Here is a 26,467-nt window from a genome sequence, read left to right as displayed (position 1 = left end):
CCGGACGACGCCGGGAAGGGCCGTTGAGAACGTCTCTGGCGCGTTCCACGCCCCGGCCGGACCCCTGGGGGACCCGGCCGGGGTTTCGCCTTCCTGGGCGCTCTCAGGACTTGGCAGCGGCCCAGTACTCGTCCTTCAGCAGCCGCTTGTAGAGCTTGCCGGTCGGGTGGCGCGGCAGCTCGGCACGGAAGTCGACCGAGCGCGGGCACTTGTAGTGGGCGAGCTGGTCGCGGCAGTACGCGATCAGCTCCGCTTCGAGCGCGGGGCCCGCGTCGTCCATGGACAGGGGCTGGACGACCGCCTTGACCGCCTCCCCCATCTCCGCGTCCGGGACGCCGAACACCGCCACGTCGGCGACCTTCGGGTGGACCGCGAGGACGTTCTCGGCCTCCTGCGGGTAGATGTTCACCCCGCCGCTGATGATCATGTAGGCGCGGCGGTCGGTGAGGTGGAGGAAGCCGTCCCCGTCCACGTAGCCGACGTCGCCGAGGGTCGTCCAGCCGTGTCCCCACGGGTCGCGGGACGCGGCGGTCTTCTCCTCGTCGGCGTGGTACTCGAACGTGGGGCCCTTGCCGAAGTAGAGCGTCCCGGACTCCCCCGGCGGAAGCTCGCGGCCGTTCTCGTCGCAGACGTGGACCTCACCCAGGATGGGGCGGCCGACGGTGCCCTTGTGGGCCAGCCAGTCCTCGGAGTTGGTGTAGACGAAGCAGTTGCCCTCGGTACCGGCGTAGTACTCGTGCAGGATCGGCCCCCACCAGTCGATCATCTGCTCCTTGACGGGGACGGGGCAGGGCGCGGCGGCGTGGACGGCGGCGCGCAGCGACGACACGTCGTAACGGGCGCGCGTCTCCTCCGGGAGCTTGAGCATCCGGATGAACATGGTCGGCACCCACTGGCTGTGCGTGACGCGGTACTTCTCGATCGTCGCGAGAGCCTGCTCGGGGTCGAACTTCTCCATCACCACGACGGTCGAGCCGCACCTGTGGAAGACGAGCGAGTAGCGCAGCGGCGCGGCGTGGTAGAGCGGCGCCGGGGACAAGTACACCGAGTCGGCGTCGGCCTGGAACAGGCCGGTGATGAGCATGTAGAGGGCCCCTGGCTCGCCCATGGGCGCCAGCGACAGCGGCGGTTTCACGCCCTTGGGGCGGCCCGTGGTGCCGGACGAGTAGAGCATGTCCGAGCCCTCGCACTCGTCCTCGACGGGCGTGGCGGGGTGGCCCGCCACGCGCTCCTCGTAGGACTCGTAGCCGGGAGCCGTGCCGCCGAGCATGAGGCGCAGCGGCACGTCCGGCGGGGTCTGCGCGGCGGCCTCCATCGACGCGCTGGTGATGAAGGCCTTGGCCTCGCAGTTGTCCACGATGTAGGCGAGCTCCTCGTGCTGGAGCCGCGAGCTGATGGCGGTGTAGTAGAGCCCGGAGCGCTGTGCCGCCCAGGCGATGGCCAGGTAGAGCGGATGGTTCTCCAGCATGAACGCGATGTGGTCCCCCGGGCGCAGCCCCTCCGCGCGGAGCAGCTGCGCGAGCCGGTTGGACTCCTCGTTCAGTTCCCGGAAGGTGACGACCCGCCCGGAGCCCGCCATGATCACGGCGGGCTTGTCGGGCGTCTGAGCTGCGATCTGCCCCAGGTGCATGGCCGCAACCTACCGGGCCGGACCACCTAATGGAATCACATTCGGTTTCTGGGGTGGGTCACACGAGCATGTGGTCGAAGTCACCGTCCTTCGCTCCGCCCACGAACGCCTCCACCTCCTCGCGCGTGTAGACGAGGATCGCTCCCTCAGGGTCCCTGGAGTTGCGCACTGCGATCTCCCCGTTGGGGAGTTCGGCCATCTCGACACAGTTGCCGGACGGGTTGCTCCGCCGGCTCTTCTGCCAGACGAGCGCGCTGCGCCGGACGTCCGACATGTGGTGGCCGTCCATCTTTGCCCCCTCTAGGCGTCTCGGCCTCCCTCGTCGGGAGACCGGCGATCTCGCCCCACCCCACACAATGGTACGAGATGCACGTGCATTCGTTCTTGCATTGGTTCATGCAGACGGTCTTGCATCTGCACGGCTTGGGGAGCAAGATAGCGAACGCTCACCGGTGACAACCCCGCACGCCTCTGAGGTTTGACCATGACCGTTGACCAGGCAGACGAAGTCGCAGTCCCCGCCGCCATGGGGCGTGGCCGGCCGCGGCACGCCTCGGACGTCCACGCGCCCTGGCCGGACGCGCCGCCGATGACGATCGGCCCGAACGTCCCCGCGCCGGCCGCGAGCGTCCCGGCCACCGCGCCCGGGCTCGCCGGGCTCTGGCCGGCCCCGCACGCGGGCCCCCCGCGCACCGCGCGGCGCGTGCTGCCCGCCGAGATCACAGCGCCGCGGTCGGCGCGCGAGTTCACCCAGGTCACGCTGGACGCGTGGGGCCTCACCGGCGACGCGGGCGACGTGGTCGTCGCGGTGTCGGAGCTGGTGACCAACGCGCTCCGGCACGGCCTGGAGGGGCTCCCCCAGCCGCTGCCGCTGTGCCCCATCCAGCTCGTCCTGATCGGGCACCCGCGCCGGCTGCTCGTCTCGGTGACCGACCCGGGCGCCCGCGCGCCCGAGCCCGCCCCGAGCGACCCGGGCCGGTTCGTCGAGGGCGGCCGCGGGCTCCTCGTGGTCGGCGCGATCAGCGACGCCTGGGGCTGGGCGCGGCTCGCGACGGGCGGCAAGGCCGTCTGGGCGGCCTTCGACCTGCGGGTCAGCTCTCCAGAGCCGCGGGAAGCGCCGGCTGGGCGGGCACCGGCCGCGCCGGATTCTCCAGCTCGCTGAGGAAGTCCTGGGCCCACCGGTCCACGTCGTGCTCGATGACGCGGCGGCGCATGGAGCGCATCCGCCGGGCCTGCTCCGCGGGCTCGGCGTGCAGCGCGTCCAGCAGCGTGCCCTTGAGGCCGTCGATGTCGTAGGGATTGACCTGGAACGCTCCGCGCTTCAGCTCGGCCGCGGCGCCGGTGAACTCGCTGAGCACGAGCGCGCCGCGCAGGTCCCTGCGGCAGGCGACGTACTCCTTGGCCACGAGGTTCATGCCGTCGCGCAGCGGGGTCACCACCATCACGTCCGCGGCCAGGTAGAGCGCGGTCAGCTCGGGTCGGTCATACGAGCTGTGCAGATAGTGGATGACCGGAAACCCGATCTCGCCGTGTTCCCCGTTGATCCGCCCCACCAGCTGCTCGATCTCCTCCCGGAGCAGCTGGTACTGCTCGACGCGCTCCCGGCTCGGCGTCGCGATCTGCACGAAGACGGCCTGGCCCGGCTTGATGTGGCCGTCCTCGAACAGCTCCCCGAAGGCCTGGAGCCGCTGGGTGATGCCCTTGGTGTAGTCCAGCCGGTCGACGCCGAGCAGGACGGTCGCGTCGCCGAGGTCGGTGCGGATCTCCTGCGCGCGCTCCCGCACGTCCTCGCGCCCCACCAGGTCGTGCAGCTCGCCCACGTCCACCGAGATGGGGAACGCGCGGGCGCGCACGACCCGGTCGTCCCAGAAGACGTCCTGCTTGACGTAGCGGGCGTCGAGGAGCCGGCGGCAGAGGCGCACGAAGTTGGCCGCCGCGCCCGGGAGCTGGAAGCCGACCAGGTCGGCGCCGAGCAGCCCCTCCAGGATGCGCCGCCGCCACGGCAGCTGCCAGAACAGCTCCACCGGCGGGAACGGGATGTGGAGGAAGAAGCCGATCCGCAGGTCGGGACGCAGCTCGCGCAGCATCCGCGGGACGAGCTGGAGCTGGTAGTCCTGCACCCAGACGATCGCGTCCTTGGCGGCGACCTTCGCCGCGGCCTCGGCGAACCGCTGGTTGACGCGCACGTAGGCGTCCCACATCGCCCGGTCGTAGACCGGCGTGGCCACGACGTCGTGGTAGAGCGGCCAGAGCGTGGCGTTGGAGAAGCCCTCGTAGTAGAGCCGCACCTCGTCGGCGGACTGCGCGATGGGGTGCAGCGCCATGCCGTCCTCCTCGAACGGCTCCAGCTCCTCGTCGGGCGCGCCCGTCCACCCGATCCACGTGCCCTTCCTGCGCCGCATCACCGGGGCGATCGCGCTGACCAGGCCGCCGGGACTGCGCCTCCACCGGGGGACGCCGTCGGCGCCGACGTTCCGGTCCACCGGCAGCCGGTTGGCCACCACCACGAATTCACTACCGCTCGACACCTGCGACCCGCCTCTCCAGGAACTCTCAGCGATCACTCATGCCCAGAAACGGTCATCGGGAACATTGTGTCATTTCGACGCAAAGGACCCGGTATCCGCAAAGGCGGATGTCAGGCGGGCGGGGCGGCGGCACGGGCGTATTGGAGCGGGCCATAATCCTTTCCCGGCAGGTGACCGCTGTCGAGCCCGCTGTCACGGCGGCCACCCGGACACCGAAAAAGTTACCCAGATCACACCGCGGCAGGCCCCCGCACGCGCGAGCGGCGGAGACCTGTTGATCACGCGTTGACGGACGCCCGGCCGGAGGCGCTCTCGGGGCGGCGCCCCCAGAGGACGGCGTCCAGGGAGAAGCGCCCGGCGCCCGTGAGGGTGAAGAGCAGCGCGGCGGCGGCGAGGACGAGCACGTACTCGTACCCGCCCTCCTGGGAGAACAGGCCCTTGCCCATGTGGACGTACCAGAACGCGCCCGCCATGTTCAGCGCGATGAGCACGCCGGCGACCGGCACCAGGACGCCGGCGACGAGCGCGGCGCCCCCGAGCAGCTCGACCCAGGTGGCGTAGCCGGCGGCGAGTCCGGGCAGCGGGATGCCGAGGTGGTCGAAGGACCGGGCGACCTCGGCGTGCCCGGTCTCGGCGAGCTTCTGCCAGCCGTGCGCGATGAAGATCACGCCGACCGCGAGCCGGCCGATGAGCAGCCCGGCGTCGGGGAGCGCGGGAGGGCGGCGAGTCGGGAGCATGCCTCGTCTCCTTCACGTGGGGGGTCCCATGGAACCGGCGGAGCGCCGGCCGAAATGATTCAAATTCAGACCATCTAGAAACTTCAAGGGTGTTTTCATGCCAACTAGAATCACCGCATGGACGATGCCGGGGCCCCGCTCGAACCGCGCGAGCTGCGCGCCTGGATGGCCTTCCTGGCGGCGGGCCACCTGATCGAGCACGAGGTCGAGCGGCAGCTCAAGCGGGACGGCGGGCTGTCCCACCCCGAGTTCGAGGTGCTGCTCAGGCTGTCGGCCGCCGAGGGCGAGCGGATGCGCATGTCCGACCTCGCGCGCGAGGTGATGGTCTCCAAGAGCCGGCTCACCTACCAGGTCACCCAGCTCGAACGGGCCGGGCTCGTCAAGCGGACGGCCTGCGAGTCCGACCGCCGGTCGGTGTGGGCGGAGCTGACGGACGCGGGCACCGCCGCCCTCGCCGCGGTCCGTCCCGGGCACCGCGAGGTCGTCCGCGAGGTGCTGATCGAGGTGCTGACGCCGGAGGAGATCGACCTGCTGGGCGACGCGCTCAGCCGCGTCGCCGGGCGGCTGCGGGAGCGGTGAGCGCGCGGCTCGGCTACCGTGATCGGCCTGAGCCGCGACGGAGCACACGACCGGCGGGAGCGCGACGATGCGGGACTTCGGGGGGATCGTCGAGGCCGCGCCCGCGCGGACCGTCCGGCCCGAGTCGGCGGACGAGGCCGCGGCCGCCGTCCGCGACGCCGCCGCGCGGAACCTCGACATGGTGCCGCGGGGCCTCGGGCACTCCACGTACGGCCAGTCGCTGACGGCCGGCGTCTCCCTCGACCTGCGCGGCCTCGCGGGCGTCCGGGTGACCGGCGCCGACCGGGCGGTCGCCGGCGCCGGGGCCACCTGGCGCGAGGTCCTCGCCGCGACGCTTCCGCTCGGGCTCACCCCTCCCGTGCTGACCGACCATCTGGACGTGACGGTCGGCGGGACGGTCTCCGCGGCCGGCGTCGGCGGGACGTCCCACCGGCACGGCACGCAGGCGGACAACGTCCTCGACCTGGACGTCGTGGTGGACGGCGAGCCCGTGACCTGCTCCCCCGCCGTCCGGCCGGAGGTCTTCGACGCCGTCCGCGCCGGGCTCGGGCGGCACGGCGTCATCACCGGGGCGACGCTGCGGCTCGTCCCGGCACCGGAGCGGGTGCTGTCCTGCACGGTTCCGTGCCGGGACGCGGCCGACCTGCTCCGCGTCCAGCGCGAGGTACAGGCCGAGCACATCTCAGGGCAGGTCAAGCCATCGGACGGCGGCTGGGTGTTCGAGGCCAAGGCCGTCCTGTACGGGGACGAGGGCGAGCCGCCGCCCGGCACCACCGAGACCGAGGAGCTCTCCTACCTCGACTTCTGCGACCGCCTGCGCCCCGACGTCGAGGAGCTGATCGCGCTCGGCGAGTGGGCGCGGCCGCATCCCTGGGGCATGGTCTTCCTGCCCGGCTCAGCCGCCGCCTCCGTCATCACGGCGACGCTCGCGGGCATGACCACGGCGGACCTCGGCCTCAGCGGGGTGATCCTGGTCAAGGCGCTGCGGGTCGGGCACGTCCCGATGCTGGCCGCGCCGGAGGACCCCGTCCTGTTCAGCCTGCTGCGCACCGCGTCGCCGGGCTGCGCGCCCGTCCCGGACATGCTCGCGGCGAACCGGGCGCTGCTCGACCGCGCCACCGCCGCCGGCGGCACCCGCTACGCCGTGGACTCCGTCCCGGCGGGGTAGGCGGACTGGAAGGCCAGGCGCCGGTCGGCACCCGCGGCGAGCCGGTCGCAGACGTCGTCCAGGTCCATGAAGACCTGCCACTTCTCCTGCCCGGACACGGCGGCGAGGACGTCCACGAGCCGCTGCTCCAGGTCGGGGACGCGCTTGGCCTTCCACACATTGTCGGCGAGGCTGACCAGCAGGTCGCCGACGCCGATGTCCGGCCCGTCCCAGGACGCGTGGGTGCGCGCGAAGCGGGCCAGCCGCTCCTCGACGCCCCGCTCGCGCAGGAGGGCGTGGCCCGCCCGCTCGTGCTCGGCGCCCGGGCCGGTCAGCTCGGCCGGGTGCAGCGCCTTGCCGATGTCGTGGGTGGCCGCGCCGAACAGCACCGCCTCCGCGTCGACGGCGAGGGCCGGGTAACGGTCGGCCGCCCAGGCGACCAGGTCGGCGGCCACGTCGTGGACGGCGCGCAGGTGCGCCGCGAGGCGCGGCGGGGCGCCGAGGTCCTCCAGGAGGCGGGCGGCCCGCTCCGGCAGCGGGCGCGGGCCCGGGTCGGTCAGCGCGCGTCTCAGGCCGTCGGACGTCATGCGCGGTCGCCCGCGCTCACAGTGCCAGGGCGAGGACCTCGGCGCCGGGGAGGGCGGCGACGGCCTTGCCGGGGAGGAGGATCTTGGACTTGCGCAGGCCGCTGCCGATGACGACGTGCGGAGCGGCGGCGACGGCCTCGTCCACCAGGATCGGCCAGCCCTCCGGGAGGCCGACCGGGGTGATGCCGCCGTACTCCATGCCGGTGAGCGTGGTGGCGTCGGCCATCGGCGCGAACGACGCCTTCCGGGCGCCGAGGTGCTTGCGGACGACGCCGTTCACGTCCGCGCGGCCGGTCGCGAGGATCATGCACGCGGCGTAGGTGACCTCGCCGCCCCGCTTCGCGGCGACGACCACGCAGTTCGCGCTGGCGTCGAGGGGCACGCCGTAGCGCTCGCAGAACGCGGCGGTGTCGGCGAGCTCCGGGTCGATCTCGGCGGCCTCCGCGCCCGGCAGCCCGCCGATCGCGGCGGCGACCGGATCGGCCAGCAGGTCGCGCCGGCCGTCCGCCGGTTGCCAGTCGAGCGTGCCCACCATGTCTCCGTCCCCTCTCGTGATCCCGGTCTCCACCCTGCCACGCCCTTGACGCCAATGCCCGTGGCGTGGTCCAGTGGCTGAGCCACTGGACCTCTGGAGGTAGCGTGCCGTCCACACCGATCCCCCGCGACACGGTCGTCGACTCGCTCGTCGACCGGCTGCGCGACGACGTGCTGAGCGGCCGCTACCCGCCGGGCTCCTACCTGCCCCCCGAACGCGACCTCGCCGCCGGCTACGCGGTGACCCGCACGTCGCTGAAGCACGCGATCGTCCGGCTCGCGCAGGCGGGGCTGCTGGAGACGCGGCACGGCGTCGGGACCCGGGTCCGCGACTACGAGCGGCTCGGCGGTCCCGAGCTGCTGCCGATGCTGGTCAGCACGGTCGGGCCGGCGTGGATGGCGGAGATCTTCGAGGTGCGCCGCGAGGTCGGCGCGCAGGTGGCGGCCAAGGCGGCGGCCAACGCGACCGGCGAGCACCGGGCCCGGCTGCGGGACCTGGCCGCGCAGGTCCGGGACGCCGCCGACGGCGACGCGGCCCAGCTCGCCGAGTGCGAGATCCACCGGGTCATCGCGGCGGCCACCGGCAACCGGGTGTACGGCTTCATGGTCAACGCCCTGCTGAACGCCTACCTCGCCGTCCGGGACGGTTTCGCGCACGCCTTCAAGGACCCCGCCGCGGCGGCCGGCAGGCTCGCCCCCCTCATCGACGCCCTGTGCGACGGCGACGCGGACCGGGCGCGCGCCGCGGCGACCGCCTACTTCACCGAGACCGAAGCGATCATGACGGGCCGACGATGACCGAGAGCGTGACGAAAGCCGGCCGGAGCACGGTGTTCCGAGAGGTGATGGAGGGGGTTCTGCGGGTCGCGGGCGAGGACGCCGAGCGCCCGATGCGGCTCGAACTCGAGGCCACTCTGCCCGAGGTCCTCCGGCCCTGGGGGGACGTGGAAGGCGAGCTGACCGGGCGCGTGCACGTCCCCGGCTTGGCGGACGACCGTGCGGCGGTGGGGACGCTGCGCGTGGCGCCGATCGCCGCGCGCCGGATCCGCTACACGCTGGAGTTCACGGCGGACGGCGGCCGCAGGATGCGCCTGGACGGCTGGAAGACCGTCAGCGCGCGGCGGCCCGTCCGGTCGATGACGGTCCTGCCGCTCACGGTGACCGGCGCGGACGGGACCGTGGCCGGCGAGGCGCGGCTGCGCTTCGACGTCCGGCGGGACCTCGTGCGCTTCCTCCGCGGCTTCCGCTTCCCGGGCCCCGATCCGATGCGGTCGCGCTGGCGGGGGCAGGCCGGGCGGCTGGAGGTCTGGTACACGACGCTGACCGACCCGGCGACCGGCACGGGCTTCTGGATCCACCACGAGCTGGTCGCGCCGGACGAGGGCGAGGCGCGGGCGCACGGCTGGGCCGCCGTCTTCCCGCCCGGCGAGCAGCCCGTGCTCGCGCGGTTCGGCCCGCACGGGTGGAGCCGTCCCGCTGACGCCGCGTTCGCGGCCGGGCCCGTCGCGCAGACCGGCGGCGGGCTCACCGGCTCGGCGGGCGCGATCACCTGGGATCTGCGCGAGTCGGGCGGCGGGCGGCCGCTGTTCACGTTCCCGCGCTGGGCGTGGGCGTCGGAGCTGCTGCCCGCCGCGCAGATCGTCCCGAAGCCCGCGGCGGCCTACGACGGCGAGGTGCGGTTCGGCGACCGCGTCCTCGCCCTGGACGGCGCGCCCGGCGCGTCCGCCCGCATCTACGGGCACGGGAACGCGCGGCGCTGGGCGTGGCTGCACGCCGACCTCGGCGGCGGCGACGTGTGCGAGATCGTGGCGGCCGTCTCGACGCGCCCGGGGATGAACCGGCTGCCACCGCTGCCGTTCGTCCGGCTCCGGGTGGACGGCGCCGACCTGCCCTCCGGCGACCCGCTGCTCGCGGCGCTCCGGCTGCGCGCCGACGTCCGCCTGCCCACCTGGACGGTCCGCGGCCGCATCGGCGACCGGGGCCTGCACGTGACGGTGACGCTGCCGCCGGAGGAGACCGTGCCGGTCGACTACGACGACCCGGACGGCGCCCCGGCGGTCTGCCACAACTCCGAGCGCGCCCATGTCCGGATCGTCCTGGCCCGGCGGTCCGGGGACGGCTGGGAGACCGAGCGCGAGTGGCGGCTCGACGGCACCGGGCACGCGGAGGTGGGGCTGCGATGAACGCGATGACCGGGACGGTCGCGGCGCTGCTCGGCATCGAGGACGCCGACGACCTGGCCCGCGTCGCGGCCCGCGCGGAGGCCCTCGGCCGGGCGCTGCCCGCCCCCGCGCGGCTCGGGCTGCGCGCCGGGGCGGGCACGCTGGACGCGCTGTCGCGCCTCGCCACCGGGCACCCCCTGGAGGCCCTGGACGCCGACCGCCGGGACGCGTTCTGCGCGCTCCTGACGTCCCGCGAGCCGGGGGCCCGGCTCGTCGAGACGCTGAAGATCCCGCTGCTGCTCGCCGCCGGCACCGAGCTTCTGCCGCCGCCCCGGGCCGCGGGCGACCCGCGCCCGGACGCGCCGCTGGACTGCACGCCGTCCGCGGACTGGCCGTCCTGCTCGACCGCCGACGCCGTCGTCATCGGGTCGGGGGCGGGCGGGGCGATGGCCGCGCGGACCCTCGCCCGGCGCGGCATGTCGGTCCTCGTCCTGGAGGAGGGGCGGCGCTTCACGGTGGCCGAGTTCCGCGACCGGCCGCCGCTCGACCGGTTCCTCGACCTGTACCGGGACGGCGGCTCGGCCGTCGCGCTCGGCCGCCCGCCCGTGCTGCTGCCCGAGGGCAGGGCCGTCGGCGGGACGACCGTCGTCAACAGCGGCACCTGCTACCGGACGCCGGACCGCGTCCTCCGGCGGTGGGCGGGGCTGGGCGTCCCGGTCGACGGCTTCGGCGCCCACCTCGACGAGGTGGAGGCCACCCTGCGGGTCACGCGGCAGCCGGTCGCGCCGCTCGGCCGGAACGGGCTGCTCGCCCTGGAAGGCGCGGAGCGGCTCGGCTGGCGGGCCGCGCCGCTGCGCCGCAACGCCCCGGACTGCCGGGGCAGCGGGCAGTGCGCGGCCGGCTGCCCGCACAACGCCAAGTACGGCGTCCACCTGAACGCGCTCCCCCAGGCCTGCGCGGCGGGGGCGCGCATCGTGACCGAGGCGCGGGCCGAACGCGTGCTGGTCGAGCGCGGCAGCGCCACCGGAGTGCGGGCGCGGCGCCCGGACGGCACGTCCTTCGAGATCCTCTCCCCGCGCGTCGTCGTCGCGGCGGGAGCCACGCAGACCCCGCTGCTGCTGCGGCGCTCCGGCCTCGGCGGGCACCCGCGGCTGGGGCGCGGGATGGCCGTCCATCCCGCCACGAACGTCGCCGGGCGCTTCGCCGAGCCGGTCGTGTCGTGGTCGGGGGTGATGCAGAGCGTCGGCATCGAGGAACTGCACGGCGACGGGATCCTCATCGAGGCGACGGCGAGCCCGCCCGGCATGAGCTCCTTCCCGCTGCCCGGCGCGGGACGGGCGCTGCGCCGCGAGCTGGAGAACGCCGACCACCTCGCCGTGCTCGGCGCGATGATCGCCGACGCCCCGTCCGGCCGCGTGCACGGCCGGAACCGGGCCCTGGTCCGCTACGACCTGGCCCGGGAGGACGCCGCCCGGCTGCGGCGCGCGCTCGTCGCGATGGGCCGGATCCTGTTCGCCGCCGGGGCGGCCGAGGTGCTCACCGGCCTGCCCCGCCGCCCGGTCGTCCGGGACGAGGCCGAGCTGACGCGCGCGGTGGCGATGGCGCCCGCCGCCGACCTGCATCTGGCCGGGTTCCACCCGACCGGCACGGCGAAGCTCGGCGCCGACGGCGCGCGGGCGCCGGCAGACCCGGCCGGACGGCTGCGGGGCGTCCGCGGCGTGCACGTCGCGGACGCGTCCGTCCTGCCGAGCTGCCCGGAGGTGAACCCGCAGCTCACCATCATGGCGATGGCGCTGCGGATCGCCGAGGGCATCGGCTGAGCCGCGGCGGGTTCGCGAGCGCGCCGGTCCGCGAGCCCGCCGCACCCGGGGTCAGACCCCGGCCCCGACCAGCCCGTGCGGGTCGAGGATGACCTTCTCCGCCGCGCCGCGGTCGAACTCGGCGTAGCCCTGGGGCGCCTGCTCCAGCGGCATGACGATCGCGTGCACGTTGCGCGCGATCTGCACCTTGTCGTGCAGGATCGCCATCATCAGCTGCCGGTTGTACTTCATCACCGGGCACTGGCCCGTGGTGAAGACGTGCGACTTCGCCCAGCCGAGGCCGATCCGCAACCCGAGCTGCCCGACCTTGGCGTTCTCGTCCGGAGCGCCCGGGTCGCCCGTCACGTACAGGCCGGGGATGCCGAGCGCGCCGGCCGCGCGGGTGATGTCCATCAGCGTGTTGAGGACGGTCGCCGGGTGCTCCTTCGCCGCCCCCTCGGGACCGTGGCCGCGCGCCTCGAACCCGACGCAGTCGACGGCCGCGTCGACCTCGGGGACGCCGAGGATCTGCTCGATCTGCTCGGCCACGTTGGCGTGCTGCGACAGGTCGATCGTCTCGCAGCCGAAGGCGCGGGCCTGCGCCAGCCGCTCCGCGTTCATGTCGCCGACGATCACGACGGCGGCGCCGAGCAGGTGGCAGGCGGTGGCGCAGGCGAGCCCGACCGGGCCGGCCCCGGCCACGTACACGGTGGAGCCGGTGGTGACGCCCGCGGTGTAGGCGCCGTGGTAGCCGGTCGGGAAGATGTCCGACAGCATCGCGAGGTCGGGCAGCTTCGCCATCACGGTGTCGCGGTCGCCGGGGAACTTCAGCAGGTTGAAGTCCGCGTACGGGACGACCGCGTACCGGGCCTGGCCGCCGTGCCAGCCGCCCATGTCGACGTAGCCGTACGCCGCGCCCGGACGCTCGCGGTTGACGTTCTCGCAGACGCCGGTGTTGCGCTCCTTGCAGTTGCGGCAGCGCCCGCAGGCGATGTTGAACGGGACGCTGACGAGGTCGCCCTCCTTGACGAACTCGACGTCCCTGCCGGTCTCCACCACCTCGCCGGTGATCTCGTGGCCGAGCGTCAGCCCGGCGGGCGCGGTGGTCCGGCCGCGCACCATGTGCTGGTCGGACCCGCAGATGTTGGTGGCGAGGACCTTGAGGATGACGCCGTGCTGGAGCTTGCGGCCCGACTGCTCGGCCAGCTCGAGCTTGGGGAAGTCCAGCTCCTCGACCGTGACCTTCCCCGGCCCCTGGTACACGACGCCCTTGTTGGTGTCCGTCACGACCTTCTCCCTTCTAGTCGAGGGTCGGTCGTGGCCATACCCGTTTCCTACCTGTTAGTCCGTTTCTGCGAGGACCGGTTCAGGAACCCAGGTAGCGCAGGACGGCGAGGACCCGGCGGCTGTAGCCGGACGCGTGCGACAGGTCGAGCTTGTCGAAGATCGCATTGACGTGCTTCTCGACCGCGCTTTGCGAGATGTGGAGGGTCGCGGCGATCGAGGCGTTGGCATGCCCCTGCGCCATGGTGTCGAGGACGTCCCGCTCGCGCGGGGTCAGCCGGGCCAGCGGGTCGGCGTGCGTGCTGTGCGCCAGCAGCCGGCGGACCACCTCGGGATCGAACGCGGCGCCGCCCGCCCCCACGCGGTCCAGGGCGTCCAGGAACTCGTCGACCTGCGCGACCCGGTCCTTCAGCAGGTAGCCGACGCCGGTGGTGTCGGCCGTGATCAGCTCGGTGGCGTAGCGCTTCTCCACGTACTGCGACAGGACGAGCACGCCGACGTCCGGCCAGCGCCGCCGGACCTCCAGCGCGGCGCGCAGCCCCTCGTCGGTGTGCGTCGGCGGCATCCGGACGTCCACCACCACGACGTCGGGCGGGCCCTGCGCCACCGCCGCGATCAGGGCGTCGCCGTCGCCGACCGCGGCGGCCACCTCGTGGCCCTCCTCGGCGAGCAGCCGCACCAGCCCCTCCCGGAGGAGCGTCGAGTCCTCGGCGAGCATCACCCGCACGGCAGCTCCGCGGTGATCACGGTCGGGCCGCCGGGCGGGCTGTCCACGGTGAACGCGCCGTCCAGCGCCGCGACCCGGCGGGCCAGCCCGGCGAGACCGCCCCCGGCCGGGTCGGCTCCGCCGGCTCCGTCGTCCTCGATGCGCACGCCGATCATTGTCGCCGATCCCTCGACGGCGACCCGCACGGACCGGGCGCCGGAGTGCTTGGCGGCGTTGGTCACCGCCTCGCAGACGACGAAGTACGCGGCGGTCTCCACCGCGTGCGGGGGGCGTCCGGGCACGTCGAACTCGATCGTCACCGGCAGCGCCGACCGCTCGGCCACCGTCTCCAGCGCCGCCCGCAGTCCCTCGCCGTCCAGCGCGGCCGGGTAGACGCGCCAGGTGACCTCCCGCAGGTCGGCGAGGGCCCGCTGCGACTCCTCGTGCGCCTGCCTCAGCAGCTCCGCCGCCCTGTCCCCGCTTCCCGCGCGGCGGGCGCGGCCGATCAGCATGCCGAGCGCCACGAGCCGCTGCTGGACGCCGTCGTGCAGGTCCCGCTCGATGCGGCGGCGCTCGTCGTCCACCGCGTCCACGACCTGCGCCCGCGTCACCGACAGCTGCGCGATGCGGCGCTCGTACTCCTCCAGCGGGCTCGGCCCGAGGCAGCGCCGCGCCACGGCCTTCTCCAGCGCCACGACCCCGACCAGGCCCTGGAGCCCGAGGAAGAGCAGCACCAGGCCCACGACGGTGATGTAGAGGACGATCCACCAGGTCGGCGGGATGCCGTCCGCATAGTCGCCCGTGATCCACCAGCCCGCCGCCAGTTGGATCCCGGCCGCCGCCCCGTAGGCGATCAGCAGCAGGATCACGCCGCCGAGCAACCCGACCGGGACTCGCAGGACGAGGTACGCGAGCGCCTTCAGCGGGCCGTACTCGACGGCCCTGTCCTCGCCGAGGAACGTGCGGAGCCGCCGCCGCTCCAGCTCGACCAGGAGGCGGGCACCGCGCGCCGCGGCGCCCGGCACCGTCCGGCGGCCCCGGGAGAACGCCAGCGAGTAGGCCATCAGGGGCGCCGCGACCGCCAGCAGGACCAGCTCCGCCCCGGCGGTGAACGCGCCGAGCAGCAGCCCCGCCGCGGCCCGCGAGGCCGCGCGGAGGCCGCGGCGCGCCGCGTCAGAAGATGCGATCACGTTCGAACTCTCGTGTCTCCGCCCGATGGGCGCCCGGCCGCGGTTCGCGGGCGGGCGTGCGCGCCTTCACGATACGGACGGCCGCGAACACGAGCACCGCCGCGCCGGCCACGGCGACCGTGGCCTTGGAGTAGACGCCGACGTACTCCTCGACCGTCCGCCAGTTGTCACCGAGCCCGTACCCGGCCAGCACGAACGCCGTGTTCCACAGCAGGCTGCCCAGGGCGGTGTAGAGCAGGAACACCGTCATCCGCATCCGCTCGACCCCGGCCGGGACGGAGACCAGGCTCCGGAAGATCGGGACCATGCGGCCGAGGAACACCGCCTTGGCGCCGTGGCGCGCGAACCATGCCTCCGTCCGGTCCAGATCGGCGAGCTTGACCAGCGGAAGCCGGGCCACGAGCGCGCGGATCCGGTCGCGTCCGATCAGCGCTCCGATGCCGTAGAGGGCCAGCGCGCCGGCGACGCTGCCCACCGTCGTCCAGACGATGGCCGCGACCAGGCTCATCCGGCCCTGCGCGGCGGCGAACCCCGCCAGCGGCAGGATCACCTCGCTCGGCAGCGGCGGGAACAGGTTCTCCAGCGCGATCGCCAGGCCCGCACCGGGCGCGCCGAGCTTGTCCATCAGGTCGGTCGCCCACCCCGCGATGCCGCCGGCGGGCTCGGCGCCGGACGCCGCGCTCATCATCTCGATCATGCTCACGACGCTAGGAACCGGCGTCGTCCCGGACCATGGAGCGCACCGCCCGGTCGCCCGGCCGCGCACCGCAGCCCCACCCTGCGGAAAACCGCACCCTGCCGGACCGAATGCCTGACGAGCGGGGCCGGCCGCCCTACGCTGGGGTTCCACCCCCCGCCGCCCGTCCACGGCATCCGGGCGCACGACCGAAGGAGCCGCACGCGTGGCCGACGACCCACCCGAGAACGCGCCGGCCGGCATCGACCCCTCCACGCCGACCTTCGCGCGCGTGTACGACTACTTCCTCGGCGGCAAGGACAACTTCGCCGCCGACCGCGAGGTGGCCGACATGGTGATGGAGCTCGTGCCGGAGGCGCCGGTGGTGGCGCAGGGCAACCGGGTCGCGATCGAGCGGGCGGTGACCTACCTGGCCGGCGAGCTCGGGATCGACCAGTTCATCGACATCGGCTCGGGGCTGCCGACGGCGTCCAACGTGCACCAGTTCGCCCGCGCCGCGAACCCGGCCGCCCGCGTCGTCTACGTCGACAACGACCCGATCGTCCTGGCGCACGGGCGGGCCCTGCTCACCGAGACGGGCGTCGCGACGTTCATCCAGGGCGACCTGTACGAGGCCGAGAAGATCTTCACCGACCGGGCGCTGACGGGACTGCTCGACCTGTCGCGTCCCGTGGGGGTCATCCTGGCCGCGATCATCCACCACGTGCCGGACGAGCGCGACCCCGCGGGCGTCGTCCGGTCGCTGCTCCCGTACCTCGCACCCGGAAGCCACGTCATGCTCACCCACCTGCACGACTCGGGCGAGGACCCGCGCGTCGAGGAGGCCAAGCGCATCCTGCAGTCGGGGCTGGGCGGCTCGTACTTCCGGCACTCCTCGGAGATCGAGGGGTTCATGGCGGGCCTCACGATCCTCGAACCGGGGGTGGCGCATGTCACCGAATGGCGCCCGGACGGCCCCGCCGGGCCGCTGGAGCACCCGCTGCACACCCAGATGGTGGCCGTCCTGGGCAGGAAGGCCTGACGGTCCGCCGCCATGATCGGACGATTCAGCGGAGAGTGAACGGGGCCGCCGGCCGGTGTCCGGCGGAGCGTCCCAGGGGCCCTGGTTCCCGCAGGCTACGGGGTTCCGGGCGGCGGCCCGCCCGGGTTTCGGGCCACCGCCCCGGTATGATCCACGTAAAGAATCTTTTTGATCGACTTTTCCGTTAAGAGCCTTTCTTGTAGCGTTCGCAGCGTTTTGTGAAGTGCATTCATGATCGGACTTCCCCGCCACAAGATCATGTGAGGACGCCGCGATGCCCCTGCCGACCGGCCTGGCCGCGGCCGCGCTCCTGGGCCTGCTGACGCTCCTGGCCACCGCGCGGCGCGGCAGGCGCCGACCATGCCCGGAGACCGGGCACCCCGAGTCCCTGACGGCCGTCCTGGACCCGGGCGACGAGGAGTACCTCGCGTGGCTGGCCGACCACCACTGGCCGGGGGACGAGTACCTCGACCTGGAGAACGAGTGGCTCACCGAGCTGGAGTTCGGGGAGCCCGCCGACCACTACGAGTCCCCGATGTGCCCCCGGTGCAACCTGCGCCGCGAGGACGTCTGGCCGTGCCCCACGTGCGGCCGGCTGCTGCACTCGTCCTGCGGGCACGGCATGCGGCGCAGGACGGTCGACCGCCCCTACCGGACGCACGGCACGAACGAGGCCGTCATCGCCGAGTGGATCTGCACGGGGTGCACGTCCGTCGTCGGCCTGGACGTGGATCACGGCGGCGAACCGGACGAGGGGCTCTTGCGGTGAAACATCCCGATTGCCCGATCTATCCGATGTTCACACGTCCTGGACGGTAAAGAATCCGCCATCCACTTGCATATTTCGGACGCAACGCGGCAGGCTGCATTATGTCCTTAATCACGAGGACACCCGTGGAGGAACCCCGTGACCGCTGAAGCGCACCCGACCATCTGCCCGCACGAGCCGCCCTGCCCGACGCCGGACGACCTCGACCGGGAGGCCGCACGCATCGTGGCCGCCCACCCCGAGCAGGGCTGGAACCTGCTCTGCAACGGCGTCGTCGTCTTCGACGACACCGGCGAGCTGCTGCCCGACGGCCGCGTCATCGCGCCGCACCGCCCCACGACGGCCGCCTAGACACGCGGGTTCCTCCCCCCGCGATCACCTGATCACGTGCCTGTCGTAGCCGAGCCGGGCGAGCTCCTCGTACGCCGCCCAGGCCGCCGCGGGCACGGGCATCGGCACCTGGTAGCCCCGCTCGGCGTAGACGACCATCCGCTGCAGGTCGCCCACCATCAGCTCGATGAACTGGCGCTCGTCCGGACCGAACGCGTCGAACCCGAGCTCGGGCGCTGAGGCCGTCCACTCCACCCCCGGCCACTGGCGCCGCGCCGTGGCCAGGGCCCGTCGCGTCATGTAGGGCTTCGCGACGAGGATCCCGCTGCGCACCGCCACTCCCCGCCCGTCCAGCAGGCGCCTGGAAGCGGTGATGTTCTCCCCCGTGTTGGTCGCCGTCTCCTCCAGGACCAGAGCGTCCGCGGGGACCCCGTGCTCGCGCACGACCCGCCCGAACACCCGCGCCTCCGCCTCGTCCCACCCCGACGTGATCTTCCCCCGGCCGCCCGAGACGACCACCAGGGGACTCCAACCCCCGTGCCAAAGCCTGGCCGCGTGCACCGCCACCCGCGTGTCGTGGCTCCCCAGCGCGAGGATCACGTCAGCCTTGGAGAGAGGTCCGGACAGGACGAGGTGATCCCAGATGATCCTCGCCAGCTCGCGCGCACGCGCGTCCACGTGAGGGTCCACGGGCTCATTGTCCCCGGCGCCTCGCATGTCGGGGCTCCCATCCGGCGGGGGATCCCGATAGCGTTCAACTGTTTTGCTACTTACGCAAGATTCATGCGGAACTCGACCGTGATGAAAGGACGGTGCGGTGTGGTCACAGTCCTGGTCCTCGTGTCCCTGCTGGCCCTGCTCGGGCTCTGCCTGCCCAACCTGCTCCGCCCCATGCCGCCACGGCACGCGCCCGAGCCGCCCCCGGATCCCGGCACGCACCCCGAGTCGATGACGGCCGAACTCGACCCCGGCGACGAAGAGTATCTCGCCTTCCTCGCCGACCGCCTCTGGCCCGATGACGAGTACCTGGAACCAGAGCACACCACCGACGGCGAAGAGGAATCCGGCGGCACCGACATGCTCCTGTAAAACCCCCGCCACCAGAGCTCCCGGTAAACCCCACCCGCCACCGACCCGTCCAAGAGACGTCGAGCGCTCCCCTCGACTGTCCGATGAGACGGCGGCACGGGGAACGACTCGCCGGCAACGGGGTCGACCTGTTCTGCCCAGAGACAACGCGCGAGGAAGCGATGACGGTGCAGAACATCCCCCGGCCGGGCTATGTCGGTGTCGAGGTGGATCCCATCGAAGCCGACGACCTGATACGGCGGATGAGGTTCTTCCTGCGGGACGGCGAGTCGGTTCTGGCGCTCGCGTCGACCGTGAAAGCCCTCCCGAAGTTAACGCACATCGCCGTCACCGATCGGCGGGTCCTCGGGCTCTCCGCGCCCGACCTCGTCCGGGAGGGGCCCCGCCAGGAGGTCTCCACCGCCGACGTCACCGCCGTCGAGACGCGCACGTCGTACAAGCAGCGCTGGTTCCTGGTGGTGCGGGAGGCGGACGGAACCGAGACCGATTTCGGCGATGTGCACGATCAGGACGCGGCCCATGTCCGGCGGATCATCGAAGGGGCCGCCCGGCCGGCTCCCGTTCCGCCGGTGCCGCCCCAAGCGCCGCCCGTGGAGCCCGTCCAGCAGCCGCCGGCGCAGCCGGGAACCTTCACAGGCCCCGCAGACACGTCCGGATGGCGCTACAACCCTCCGCCGACCTGGCCGGCGCCCCCGCCCGGGTGGAAGCCCCCGCCCGGCTGGCAGCCCGACGCGGGCTGGCCGCCGCCCCCGGCCGGCTGGCAGTTCTGGCTGCCCGCGGCACCGGCGGCCCCCATGCCCGCCGCACCGGCGCATCCGGCGCCTCCCGTCCCGCCGGTGGCGGCACCGCACTCGGGCCCCAGGCCGCGGCCCGTGTTCGGAGGCAAGCGGCAGCGCATCGAGGAGCTGGAGGCCGAGAACGCCGGACTGCGGCAGTGGCTGGAGCGCCTCGGAGGGCTGGAGGCCCCGCAGGTGGCCGCGGAGATCGAGCGGCTCCGCGGCGAGGCGGCCGACGTCCGGCGGGAGACGACACAGAAGCGCAAGGAGCTCGCGCGGCTGCGCAAGGAGATCGTCGAGACCCAGGACCTCGCGCTGCTCCAGGAGGCCGGCGTCTACGAATACCAGCACCCGCTCGCGGACGTCGTCGCGTACAAGGCCGAGCTGGCGCGGGTCAAGGACCGGATCAAGTCGATGGCGAGCGGTGGGAAGGCGGTCGTCGGGGCCACGAACTGGACGGTGAACGGGTCGGCGGCCCAGGGTTCCAGGATGGTGCGCGACTTCTCCAAGTTGATGCTCCGCGCGTACAACGCCGAGGCCGACAACCTCATCCGGACGATGCGGCCCTACAAGCTGCAGTCGGCGATCGACCGCCTGGACAAGACCGCGCAGACCATCGAACGGCTCGGGAAGACGATGGACATCCGGGTGAGCCGCCAGTACAGGGAGGAGGCCAACGGGGACGCCGCCGGCGCCGCGGAGCTGCGCGCGAAGCTGGCGGACGTCGAGTCGGCCATCACCGACGTGGAAGGGCGTGCCGCGAAGACCCGCGCCGGCTACGTCTACGTGATCTCCAACATCGGCGCTTTCGGCGAGCGGATGGTGAAGATCGGCATGACCCGTCGGCTGGACCCGCTCGACCGCGTCCGCGAGCTGGGGGACGCGTCCGTGCCGTTCCGGTTCGACGTGCACGCCCTCATTTTCAGCGAAGACGCCGTGGGCCTGGAGGGCAGGCTGCACCAGGAGTTCGCGGAGAAGCGCGTCAACCAGGTCAACCTGCGGCGGGAGTTCTTCTACGCGACGCCGGGCGAGGTGCGCGGGGTGCTGAAGCGCATCGCCGACACCCACCTGCTCGAATACACCGAGGTTCCGGAGGCCGAGGAGTACTGGGCCAGCCGGCGGTAGCGGGCGGTTACGGGGTGGGGAGGGGTTCGCCCGTTTCCATGAGGGTCTTCAGGGCGGACACGAGTTGCGGCCAGCCGTGGCGGGACATGCCGAGCAGGGTCTCGCCGCCCTCGTGGACGACGGTGAGCTTGACCGTCTCGCCGGCGGGCTCGATCTCGAAGGTCACCTTGGAGCGCGGTTCCTGGAGCAGCCGGGCGCGGGTCTCCTCGTCCACGCCGACGGCCTTGGCCCACTCGGGCGTGAAGGTGTGCCAGGTGTAGGCCAGGCGGCGGCCCGGCTCGGCTTCGAGGACGACCTGCTCGGGGTCGGCGATGGTCGCGCCGTCCTCGTGCCAGGTGATCGTGGAGCCGGGCTTCCAGTCCGTCTCGAAGGAGACGCCCCAGTAGCGGCGGGTGAACGCCGGGTCGGTGAGGGCCTCCCAGAGCCGCTCCGGCGTGGTCTTGATGTAGGTGGTGTAGACGAACTCGTTCATCGGGTCCTGCTCCAATGCGGTCTTCAGGTCGGCGAGCGCACGCGCGCGCTCCTGGTCGTACCGGCTCATCCAGCGGTCGGCGATGGCGTTGATCGGGGCGGCGTCGAGGTAGTGGAGCTTCTCGCGCCCCCGGCGCGCGGTCGTCACGAGGCCGGCGCCCTCCAGGACCGCCAGGTGCTTGCTGACGGACTGCCGGGTCATGTCCAGCCCGGCGCACAGCTCCCGCAGCGTCTGCCCGTTGCGGGCGTTCAGGCCGTCCAGCAGCCGGCGCCGGCTGGCGTCGGCGAGCGCCTTGAAGACCTCGTCCATGCACGCCCCTTATGCAGCCATCTGGTTGCCTTTGACTATAGGCAGCCAGATGGTTGCATGTCAAGGGAGGCGCTAGGGCTTGCGTCCGACGGCGCCGTAGGCGTCCACCGGCTCCTGGTCGGGCGCCGCGTCCGGCCGCCAGTGCGTCACCGGGACGACGCCGGGCTCCAGCAGGTCCAGCCCGTCGAAGAAGCGGGCGATCTGCTCGGGCGTCCGCAGCACTAGCTCGGTGTTGCCCGACGCGTTCCAGACCTCGACGATGCGATCGGACGCCTCGCCGTGGATGACGTTCGTCCCGTCGTACATGGCGAAGTAGCTGCCCGACGTCGCGGCGTCCAGCAGCGTGCGCACGATGCCGTAGGCCTGCTCGTGGTCGGGGATGAACTCCAGGACGCCCATCAGGGTGAACGCGACGGGTTCGCCGAAGTCGAGCGTCTCGGCGGCGGCTTCCAGGATCGTCTCGGGTTCCCGCAGGTCGGCGTGGATGTAGGCGGTGCGCCCCTCTGGGGTGCTGGTGAGCAGCGCCCGCGCGTGCTCCAGGACCAGCGGGTCGTTGTCGACGTAGACGACCTTCGTCTCGGGCTCGGCCCGCTGGGCGACCTCATGGGTGTTGTCCACGGTGGGCAGGCCCGTCCCGATGTCGATGAACTGGCGGACGCCCGCCTCGACGGTCAGGTACCACACGACCCGGTTGAGGAACAGCCGGGACGCGCGGGCCAGCCGGGCGACGTCCGGCAGCATCCCGAGGATCTGGTCGCCGACCTCGCGGTCCACGGGATAGTTGTCCTTGCCGCCCAGCCAGTAGTTCCAGATGCGCGCCACGTGCGGGACCGCCGTGTCGACGCCGGGCGCGGGCTTCTGCTCGGTCATGCGCACCCCCTCGGCGGTTCTCTTCCCGCTGCGGGTCGCGTCAGTCCTGATCGGTCTCCTTGGAGAGCACCCCGCCGGTCGCGGCGTCCACGGTGACCTCGTAGGCGGTGCCGTTCCGGCCGGTCACGTCGGCCACCCAGACGGCCCGGCCGTGCTCGCGCTCGAACTCCGTGGACGTGGCGCGTCCGGAGACGGCCTTCTCCGCCGCGCCGACCGCGTGCGCGATGGTGATCTTCGCGCCGCGCACCGCGCCGGCCGGCTCGGAATCGTCGTCGTCCGGACGGTCCGCGCGGTTGGCGGTGACCTTCCCGTCGCCGGCGTCGACGACCACGTCGCGCGGGGTCCCGCGGTCGGGGAGGACGCCGACCTCCCACACGGCCCGGCCGTGCTCGTCGTCGAGTTCCGCCTCCTCGACCGTGCCGGGGACGGCCTTGAGCGCCGTGTCCACCGCCTGCGCCAGCGACACCGCCTGCGCCGGCGACGCGGACGTCGTGACGGACGGGTCGGCGGCGGGGGTCCCGTCGTCGCCGTCCGCGGCGGCGGCCGCGCCGGCTCCCCCGGCCGCGAGGAGACCCGCCGCGGCCACCGCGACCAGCGGCCGGCGGGCGGAGAGCATGCGTCGTGCGTCGAACCTCATCGGATTCCGGCCTCCAGTTCTCGGGTCGGCGGCCGGTCCTCCCGGCCACCCGTTCGCCATGGACGATGCCGGGCATTCCTGTAGCGGTGCTGAAGCAACCTGAAGCCGGCTTCAGGTGCGGTTTGGCACGCTATGAGCATGCGCCTCCTGATCGTCGAGGACGAGAGACGCCTCGCCACGTCCCTCGAACGGGGGCTGACGGCCGAGGGGTACGTCGTCGACACCGTCCATGACGGCGCCGAGGGGCTGCACCGGGCGCTCGGCGGAGAGTACGACCTGATCGTCCTCGACATCATGCTCCCCGGGCTGAACGGCTACCGGGTGTGCGCGGAGCTGCGCGCCGCGGGCGACCAGACGCCGATCCTCATGCTGACCGCCAAGGACGGCGAGTACGACGAGGCCGAGGGCCTGGACACCGGCGCGGACGACTACCTCACCAAGCCGTTCTCCTACCTGGTGCTGGTGGCGCGCATCCGGGCGCTGCTGCGCCGCCGGACGCGGGGCGCCGCGCCCGTGATCACGCTCGGCGACCTCACCGTGGACCCGGCGGCGCGGCGGGTGTTCCGGGACGGCACCGAGGTCGAGCTGACCGCCAAGGAGTTCGCCGTGCTGGAGCACCTGGCCGCGAACGCCGGGCGGGTCGTGTCGAAGGCGCAGATCATCGAGGCGGTCTGGGACTTCGCCTACGACGGGGACCCCAACATCGTCGAGGTGTACGTGAGCGCGCTGCGCCGCAAGCTCGACGTCCCGTTCGGGCGCCGGTCGATCACGACGGTGCGCGGGTCCGGGTACCGGCTCGCCCGGGACGGGGGCGGCTGAGGTGGCCCGCCGCCCGGCGTCCGTCCGGGCCCGGACGACCCTGGGCGCGACCGTCGTGGTGGCCGCCGCGCTGGTCGCCGCCGGGCTCGCGGTGGTGGTGCTGCTGCGCGCGAACCTCGCCGGCCGGGCCGAGCTGGAGGCCGAGGTGGCGGCGCGGGAGGTGGCGGGGCAGCTCGCCACGGGGACCCCGTACGCCTCGCTCGACCTCCCGGACCCGGACGAGCATCCGGTCCAGGTCGTGGGCGAGGACGGCCGCGTGCGCGCGGTGAGCGAGGACGTGGAGGCGATCGGCGGCACCGGCTCCCCGGCCGTGCGGCCCGGCCCGCCCGCGCGCGGTGACGACGACGAGGGGCGCGGCGGCGAGGGGCGGGACGACGACCCCGGGCGCGGCGAGGTGGCGGACGGCGACCCGGACTTCGCCACCGGCAGCGTGACCGTCGACGGCCGGACGGCCGACTACCGGTTCGCCGCCGTCGAGGTGACGACCCCGCGGGACGACACGGTGACCGTGTACGCGGGCGCCGACCTGGGCGCGGCGCGGGAGGCCGCCGGCACGGCCACCCGGGCGATGCTCGGCGGGCTGCCGCCGCTGCTCGCGGTGGTCGCGGGGGTGACATGGCTGGTGACGCGGCGGGCGCTGCGGCCGGTGGAGGCGGTCCGGGCGGAGCTGGCCGCGATCACCTCCTCCGGCGACCTGGCCCGGCGGGTACCGGTGCCGGACGCGCGGGACGAGATCGCCGGGCTCGCCGTGACGACGAACGAGACGCTCGCCGCGCTGGAGGAGTCGGTGGCCCGGCAGCGCGGGTTCGTGGCGGACGCCTCGCACGAGCTGCGCAGCCCGATCGCGTCGCTGCGCACACAGCTGGAGGTCGCCGCCGCGCACCCGGGGCTGCTGGACGTGGACGGGCTCGTCGAGGACGTCGTCAGGCTCCAGCACCTCGCCGCCGACCTGCTCCTCCTCGCCCGCATCGACGCCGGGGACCGTCCGCCGGCCCGGCCCGTCCTGCTCGGCGGGCTCGTCCGGGACGAGCTGGAGCGGCGCACGGGGGACCGGATCCCCGTCGAGCCGTCGATCGAGGGGGACCCCCGGGTCATGGGCGTCCCGGGGCGGCTGTCGCGGGTGGTCGGCAACCTGCTCGACAACGCCGAGCGGTACGCGGGCACCGCCGTCCGCCTGTCGCTGCGCGAGGAGGCGGGCGCGGCGGTGCTGCGGGTCGCCGACGACGGGCCGGGGGTGCCGCCCGGCGACCGCGAGCGGATCTTCGAGCGGTTCGTGCGGCTGGACGACGCCCGCAGCCGGGACGACGGCGGCGCGGGCCTCGGCCTGGCCATCGCCCGGGACCTGGTCCTGGCGCACGGCGGGGCGATCACCGTCGGCGACGCTCCCGGCGGCGGCGCGCTCTTCGAGGTGCGGCTGCCGGTTACTTCAGGAGCTGGCGGGCGATGACCATCCGCTGGATCTGGTTGGTGCCCTCGTAGATCTGGGTGATCTTGGCATCGCGCATCATCCGCTCCACCGGGAACTCCCGCGTGTACCCATAGCCGCCAAGCAGCTGGACCGCGTCGGTGGTGACGTCCATCGCCACATCCGAGGCCAGCGCCTTGCACGCCGACGAGACCAACGTCAGGTCCGCGACCTTCTCCCCCGCCATCGCCCGCTCGGACTTGATCGCCGCGTGATACGTCAGCTGCCGGGCACCTTCGAGCCGCATCGCCATGTCCGCCAGCATGAACTGCACGCCCTGGAAGTCGGCGATCGGCTTGCCGAACTGGCGCCGCTCCTTGACATAGCCCACCGCGAAATCCAGCGCGCCCTGCGCGATGCCCAGTGCCTGGGCGGCGATGGTGATCCGGGTGTGGTCCAAGGTCGCCTGCGCCGTCTTGAACCCCGTCCCCTCCGCACCGATCAACCGGTCCGCCGGGATGCGGACGTCCTCCAGGATCACCTGCCGGGTCGGGGACCCCTTGATCCCCAGCTTGCGCTCCTTGGGCCCGAACGACACCCCAGGGTCGTTCTTCTCCACCACGAACGCCGAGATCCCCCGCGCACCCGCCGCCGGATCGGTCACCGCCATCACGGTGTAGAACTCCGACACACCGGCATTGGTGATCCACATCTTGGTGCCGTTCAGCACCCAGGCATCACCGTCGCGGACCGCGCGGGTCTTCATCCCCGCCGCGTCCGACCCCGCATCGGCCTCCGACAGCGCATAGGAGAACATCGCCTCCCCCTGCGCCACCGGCGCCAGATAGCGCTTCTTCAGCTCCTCCCCGCCGGCCAGCAGGACCGGAACCGTGCCCAGTTTGTTCACCGCCGGGATCAGCGAGGACGACGCGCACGCCCGCGCGACCTCCTCGATCACGATCACCGTGGCCAGCGCGTCGGCCCCCGCTCCCCCGTACGATTCGGGCACGTGCACCGCGTGCAGCCCGTTGGCCACCAGCGCCTCCAGCGCCTCCCGCGGGAACCGGGACTCCTCGTCCACCTCGGCCGCGAAAGGAGCGATCTTGGCCTCGGCCAGTTCACGCACCGTGGCCCTCAGCAGCTCATGCTCCTCGGACGGGGCGTACGCGGGAAAGTCGCTCATCGGGTCCTCCACGGCACCGGGCGCACGGCGCGCCTCAATACTTTGACGGTCAATATTTGGACGCCAAAATAAAACGAGCCGG

The 26,467-nt window shown here is 73.2% G+C and carries 28 protein-coding genes; 13 read left to right on the top strand and 15 right to left on the bottom strand.

Going from position 1 to position 26,467, the window contains the following annotated elements:
- Window positions 1–103: 103 nt before the first annotated feature.
- Together K8Z49_RS47295 and K8Z49_RS47290 are read right to left on the bottom strand one after the other, a co-directional pair.
- Window positions 104–1,630, bottom strand: coding sequence for an acyl-CoA synthetase (locus K8Z49_RS47295; protein WP_412517140.1), 1,527 nt, complete (start codon window positions 1,628–1,630; stop codon window positions 104–106).
- 58 nt (window positions 1,631–1,688) lie between these two features.
- Window positions 1,689–1,919, bottom strand: coding sequence for a DUF397 domain-containing protein (locus tag K8Z49_RS47290; protein ID WP_021596528.1), 231 nt, complete (start codon window positions 1,917–1,919; stop codon window positions 1,689–1,691).
- Window positions 1,920–2,114: 195 nt separating this feature from the next.
- On the opposite strand from K8Z49_RS47290, the gene K8Z49_RS47285 reads away from it, so the two are divergent.
- The gene (locus K8Z49_RS47285; RefSeq protein WP_024935225.1) at window positions 2,115–2,792 is read left to right on the top strand and encodes an ATP-binding protein; all 678 of its coding nucleotides are present in this window, start codon (window positions 2,115–2,117) and stop codon (window positions 2,790–2,792) included.
- On the opposite strand, the gene K8Z49_RS47280 is transcribed toward K8Z49_RS47285, so the two are convergent.
- Entirely contained in the window at window positions 2,722–4,158 is a 1,437-nt protein-coding gene (locus K8Z49_RS47280; RefSeq protein ID WP_024935226.1) for an alpha,alpha-trehalose-phosphate synthase (UDP-forming), read from the bottom strand. The two genes, K8Z49_RS47285 and K8Z49_RS47280, sit on opposite strands and share 71 nt — an antisense overlap.
- Before the next feature lie 278 nt (window positions 4,159–4,436).
- Window positions 4,437–4,895 carry a DoxX family protein gene (locus K8Z49_RS47275; protein ID WP_111833158.1) on the bottom strand — a complete coding sequence of 153 codons (459 nt, stop codon included), beginning with the start codon at window positions 4,893–4,895 and terminating at the stop codon, window positions 4,437–4,439.
- Window positions 4,896–5,012: 117 nt separating this feature from the next.
- On the opposite strand from K8Z49_RS47275, the gene K8Z49_RS47270 reads away from it, so the two are divergent.
- Both K8Z49_RS47270 and K8Z49_RS47265 read left to right on the top strand, forming a co-directional pair.
- On the top strand, window positions 5,013–5,474 hold the full coding sequence (locus K8Z49_RS47270; protein ID WP_021599559.1) for a MarR family winged helix-turn-helix transcriptional regulator: 462 nt from the start codon (window positions 5,013–5,015) through the stop codon (window positions 5,472–5,474).
- 67 nt (window positions 5,475–5,541) lie between these two features.
- Window positions 5,542–6,642: an FAD-binding protein gene (locus tag K8Z49_RS47265; RefSeq protein WP_412517139.1), complete on the top strand. Its 1,101-nt coding sequence runs from the start codon at window positions 5,542–5,544 to the stop codon at window positions 6,640–6,642.
- On the opposite strand, the gene K8Z49_RS47260 is transcribed toward K8Z49_RS47265, so the two are convergent.
- Entirely contained in the window at window positions 6,612–7,208 is a 597-nt protein-coding gene (locus K8Z49_RS47260) for an HD domain-containing protein (RefSeq protein WP_412517138.1), read from the bottom strand. The two genes, K8Z49_RS47265 and K8Z49_RS47260, sit on opposite strands and share 31 nt — an antisense overlap.
- Before the next feature lie 16 nt (window positions 7,209–7,224).
- A complete protein-coding gene (locus tag K8Z49_RS47255) occupies window positions 7,225–7,743 on the bottom strand; it encodes a YbaK/EbsC family protein (RefSeq protein WP_111833155.1) in 519 nt (172 codons plus the stop codon).
- 104 nt (window positions 7,744–7,847) lie between these two features.
- Here K8Z49_RS47255 and K8Z49_RS47250 point away from each other — a divergent pair, with 104 nt between their 5' ends.
- From K8Z49_RS47250 to K8Z49_RS47240, 3 genes are read left to right on the top strand one after another with little or no spacing between them, the layout of a single operon-like run.
- Window positions 7,848–8,540: a FadR/GntR family transcriptional regulator gene (locus K8Z49_RS47250; RefSeq protein ID WP_177287614.1), complete on the top strand. Its 693-nt coding sequence runs from the start codon at window positions 7,848–7,850 to the stop codon at window positions 8,538–8,540.
- A complete protein-coding gene (locus K8Z49_RS47245; protein WP_412517137.1) occupies window positions 8,537–9,925 on the top strand; it encodes a hypothetical protein in 1,389 nt (462 codons plus the stop codon). The genes K8Z49_RS47250 and K8Z49_RS47245 overlap by 4 nt, the downstream gene beginning before the upstream one ends.
- The gene (locus tag K8Z49_RS47240) at window positions 9,922–11,724 is read left to right on the top strand and encodes a GMC family oxidoreductase (RefSeq protein WP_075019995.1); all 1,803 of its coding nucleotides are present in this window, start codon (window positions 9,922–9,924) and stop codon (window positions 11,722–11,724) included. Before K8Z49_RS47245 ends, K8Z49_RS47240 begins: the two co-directional genes overlap by 4 nt.
- A 51-nt stretch (window positions 11,725–11,775) precedes the next feature.
- Here K8Z49_RS47240 and fdhA read toward each other — a convergent pair whose 3' ends face one another.
- From fdhA to K8Z49_RS47220, 4 genes are all read right to left on the bottom strand, one after another.
- A complete protein-coding gene (gene fdhA / locus K8Z49_RS47235) occupies window positions 11,776–12,990 on the bottom strand; it encodes a formaldehyde dehydrogenase, glutathione-independent (RefSeq protein WP_021599984.1) in 1,215 nt (404 codons plus the stop codon).
- A 79-nt stretch (window positions 12,991–13,069) separates the two neighbouring features.
- Window positions 13,070–13,714, bottom strand: coding sequence for a response regulator (locus K8Z49_RS47230; RefSeq protein ID WP_021599983.1), 645 nt, complete (start codon window positions 13,712–13,714; stop codon window positions 13,070–13,072).
- Window positions 13,705–14,883, bottom strand: a complete 1,179-nt coding sequence (locus K8Z49_RS47225; RefSeq protein WP_412517136.1) for a sensor histidine kinase — start codon at window positions 14,881–14,883, stop codon at window positions 13,705–13,707. Before K8Z49_RS47225 ends, K8Z49_RS47230 begins: the two co-directional genes overlap by 10 nt.
- Entirely contained in the window at window positions 14,867–15,580 is a 714-nt protein-coding gene (locus tag K8Z49_RS47220) for a DedA family protein (protein ID WP_021595919.1), read from the bottom strand. Before K8Z49_RS47220 ends, K8Z49_RS47225 begins: the two co-directional genes overlap by 17 nt.
- Window positions 15,581–15,785: 205 nt before the next feature.
- Between K8Z49_RS47220 and K8Z49_RS47215 the strand changes: the two genes are divergently transcribed.
- From K8Z49_RS47215 to K8Z49_RS47205, 3 genes are all read left to right on the top strand, one after another.
- The gene (locus K8Z49_RS47215; RefSeq protein WP_021595920.1) at window positions 15,786–16,601 is read left to right on the top strand and encodes an SAM-dependent methyltransferase; all 816 of its coding nucleotides are present in this window, start codon (window positions 15,786–15,788) and stop codon (window positions 16,599–16,601) included.
- Window positions 16,602–16,875: 274 nt separating this feature from the next.
- Window positions 16,876–17,370 (top strand): hypothetical protein, encoded by a 495-nt coding sequence (locus tag K8Z49_RS47210; RefSeq protein WP_021595921.1) that lies wholly within the window; start codon window positions 16,876–16,878, stop codon window positions 17,368–17,370.
- Between the two features lie 162 nt (window positions 17,371–17,532).
- On the top strand, window positions 17,533–17,721 hold the full coding sequence (locus K8Z49_RS47205; protein ID WP_024935232.1) for a DUF5999 family protein: 189 nt from the start codon (window positions 17,533–17,535) through the stop codon (window positions 17,719–17,721).
- Between the two features lie 24 nt (window positions 17,722–17,745).
- Here the strand turns inward: K8Z49_RS47205 and K8Z49_RS47200 are convergent, their stop codons facing one another.
- Window positions 17,746–18,390, bottom strand: coding sequence for a YdcF family protein (locus K8Z49_RS47200; protein ID WP_177287613.1), 645 nt, complete (start codon window positions 18,388–18,390; stop codon window positions 17,746–17,748).
- A 129-nt stretch (window positions 18,391–18,519) separates the two neighbouring features.
- On the opposite strand from K8Z49_RS47200, the gene K8Z49_RS47195 reads away from it, so the two are divergent.
- Both K8Z49_RS47195 and K8Z49_RS47190 read left to right on the top strand, forming a co-directional pair.
- Window positions 18,520–18,789 carry a hypothetical protein gene (locus K8Z49_RS47195; RefSeq protein WP_021595924.1) on the top strand — a complete coding sequence of 90 codons (270 nt, stop codon included), beginning with the start codon at window positions 18,520–18,522 and terminating at the stop codon, window positions 18,787–18,789.
- 161 nt (window positions 18,790–18,950) lie between these two features.
- Window positions 18,951–20,690, top strand: coding sequence for a DUF4041 domain-containing protein (locus tag K8Z49_RS47190; RefSeq protein ID WP_412517135.1), 1,740 nt, complete (start codon window positions 18,951–18,953; stop codon window positions 20,688–20,690).
- 7 nt (window positions 20,691–20,697) lie between these two features.
- On the opposite strand, the gene K8Z49_RS47185 is transcribed toward K8Z49_RS47190, so the two are convergent.
- The 3 genes from K8Z49_RS47185 to K8Z49_RS47175 all read right to left on the bottom strand — a co-directional run bounded on the left by K8Z49_RS47185 (window position 20,698) and on the right by K8Z49_RS47175 (window position 22,978).
- Window positions 20,698–21,471, bottom strand: a complete 774-nt coding sequence (locus tag K8Z49_RS47185; protein ID WP_021595928.1) for an ArsR/SmtB family transcription factor — start codon at window positions 21,469–21,471, stop codon at window positions 20,698–20,700.
- 72 nt (window positions 21,472–21,543) lie between these two features.
- Entirely contained in the window at window positions 21,544–22,341 is a 798-nt protein-coding gene (locus K8Z49_RS47180) for an SAM-dependent methyltransferase (RefSeq protein ID WP_021595929.1), read from the bottom strand.
- A 40-nt stretch (window positions 22,342–22,381) separates the two neighbouring features.
- Complete coding sequence (locus tag K8Z49_RS47175; RefSeq protein WP_412517134.1) at window positions 22,382–22,978, bottom strand: PepSY domain-containing protein; 597 nt, start codon at window positions 22,976–22,978, stop codon at window positions 22,382–22,384.
- Window positions 22,979–23,116: 138 nt separating this feature from the next.
- On the opposite strand from K8Z49_RS47175, the gene K8Z49_RS47170 reads away from it, so the two are divergent.
- A complete protein-coding gene (locus K8Z49_RS47170) occupies window positions 23,117–23,797 on the top strand; it encodes a response regulator transcription factor (protein WP_111833153.1) in 681 nt (226 codons plus the stop codon).
- Between the two features lies 1 nt (window position 23,798).
- A complete protein-coding gene (locus tag K8Z49_RS47165) occupies window positions 23,799–25,244 on the top strand; it encodes a sensor histidine kinase (protein ID WP_412517133.1) in 1,446 nt (481 codons plus the stop codon).
- Here the strand turns inward: K8Z49_RS47165 and K8Z49_RS47160 are convergent.
- Window positions 25,219–26,385, bottom strand: coding sequence for an acyl-CoA dehydrogenase (locus K8Z49_RS47160; protein WP_412517132.1), 1,167 nt, complete (start codon window positions 26,383–26,385; stop codon window positions 25,219–25,221). The two genes, K8Z49_RS47165 and K8Z49_RS47160, sit on opposite strands and share 26 nt — an antisense overlap.
- Window positions 26,386–26,467 lie beyond the last annotated feature (82 nt).

Origin of the sequence: Actinomadura madurae (assembly GCF_047130825.1) — a bacterium.
Taxonomy (GTDB): domain Bacteria; phylum Actinomycetota; class Actinomycetes; order Streptosporangiales; family Streptosporangiaceae; genus Spirillospora; species Spirillospora madurae.
The sequence above is the reverse complement of the archived record's forward strand: the minus strand, read 5'-3'. Positions and strand labels throughout refer to the sequence as shown.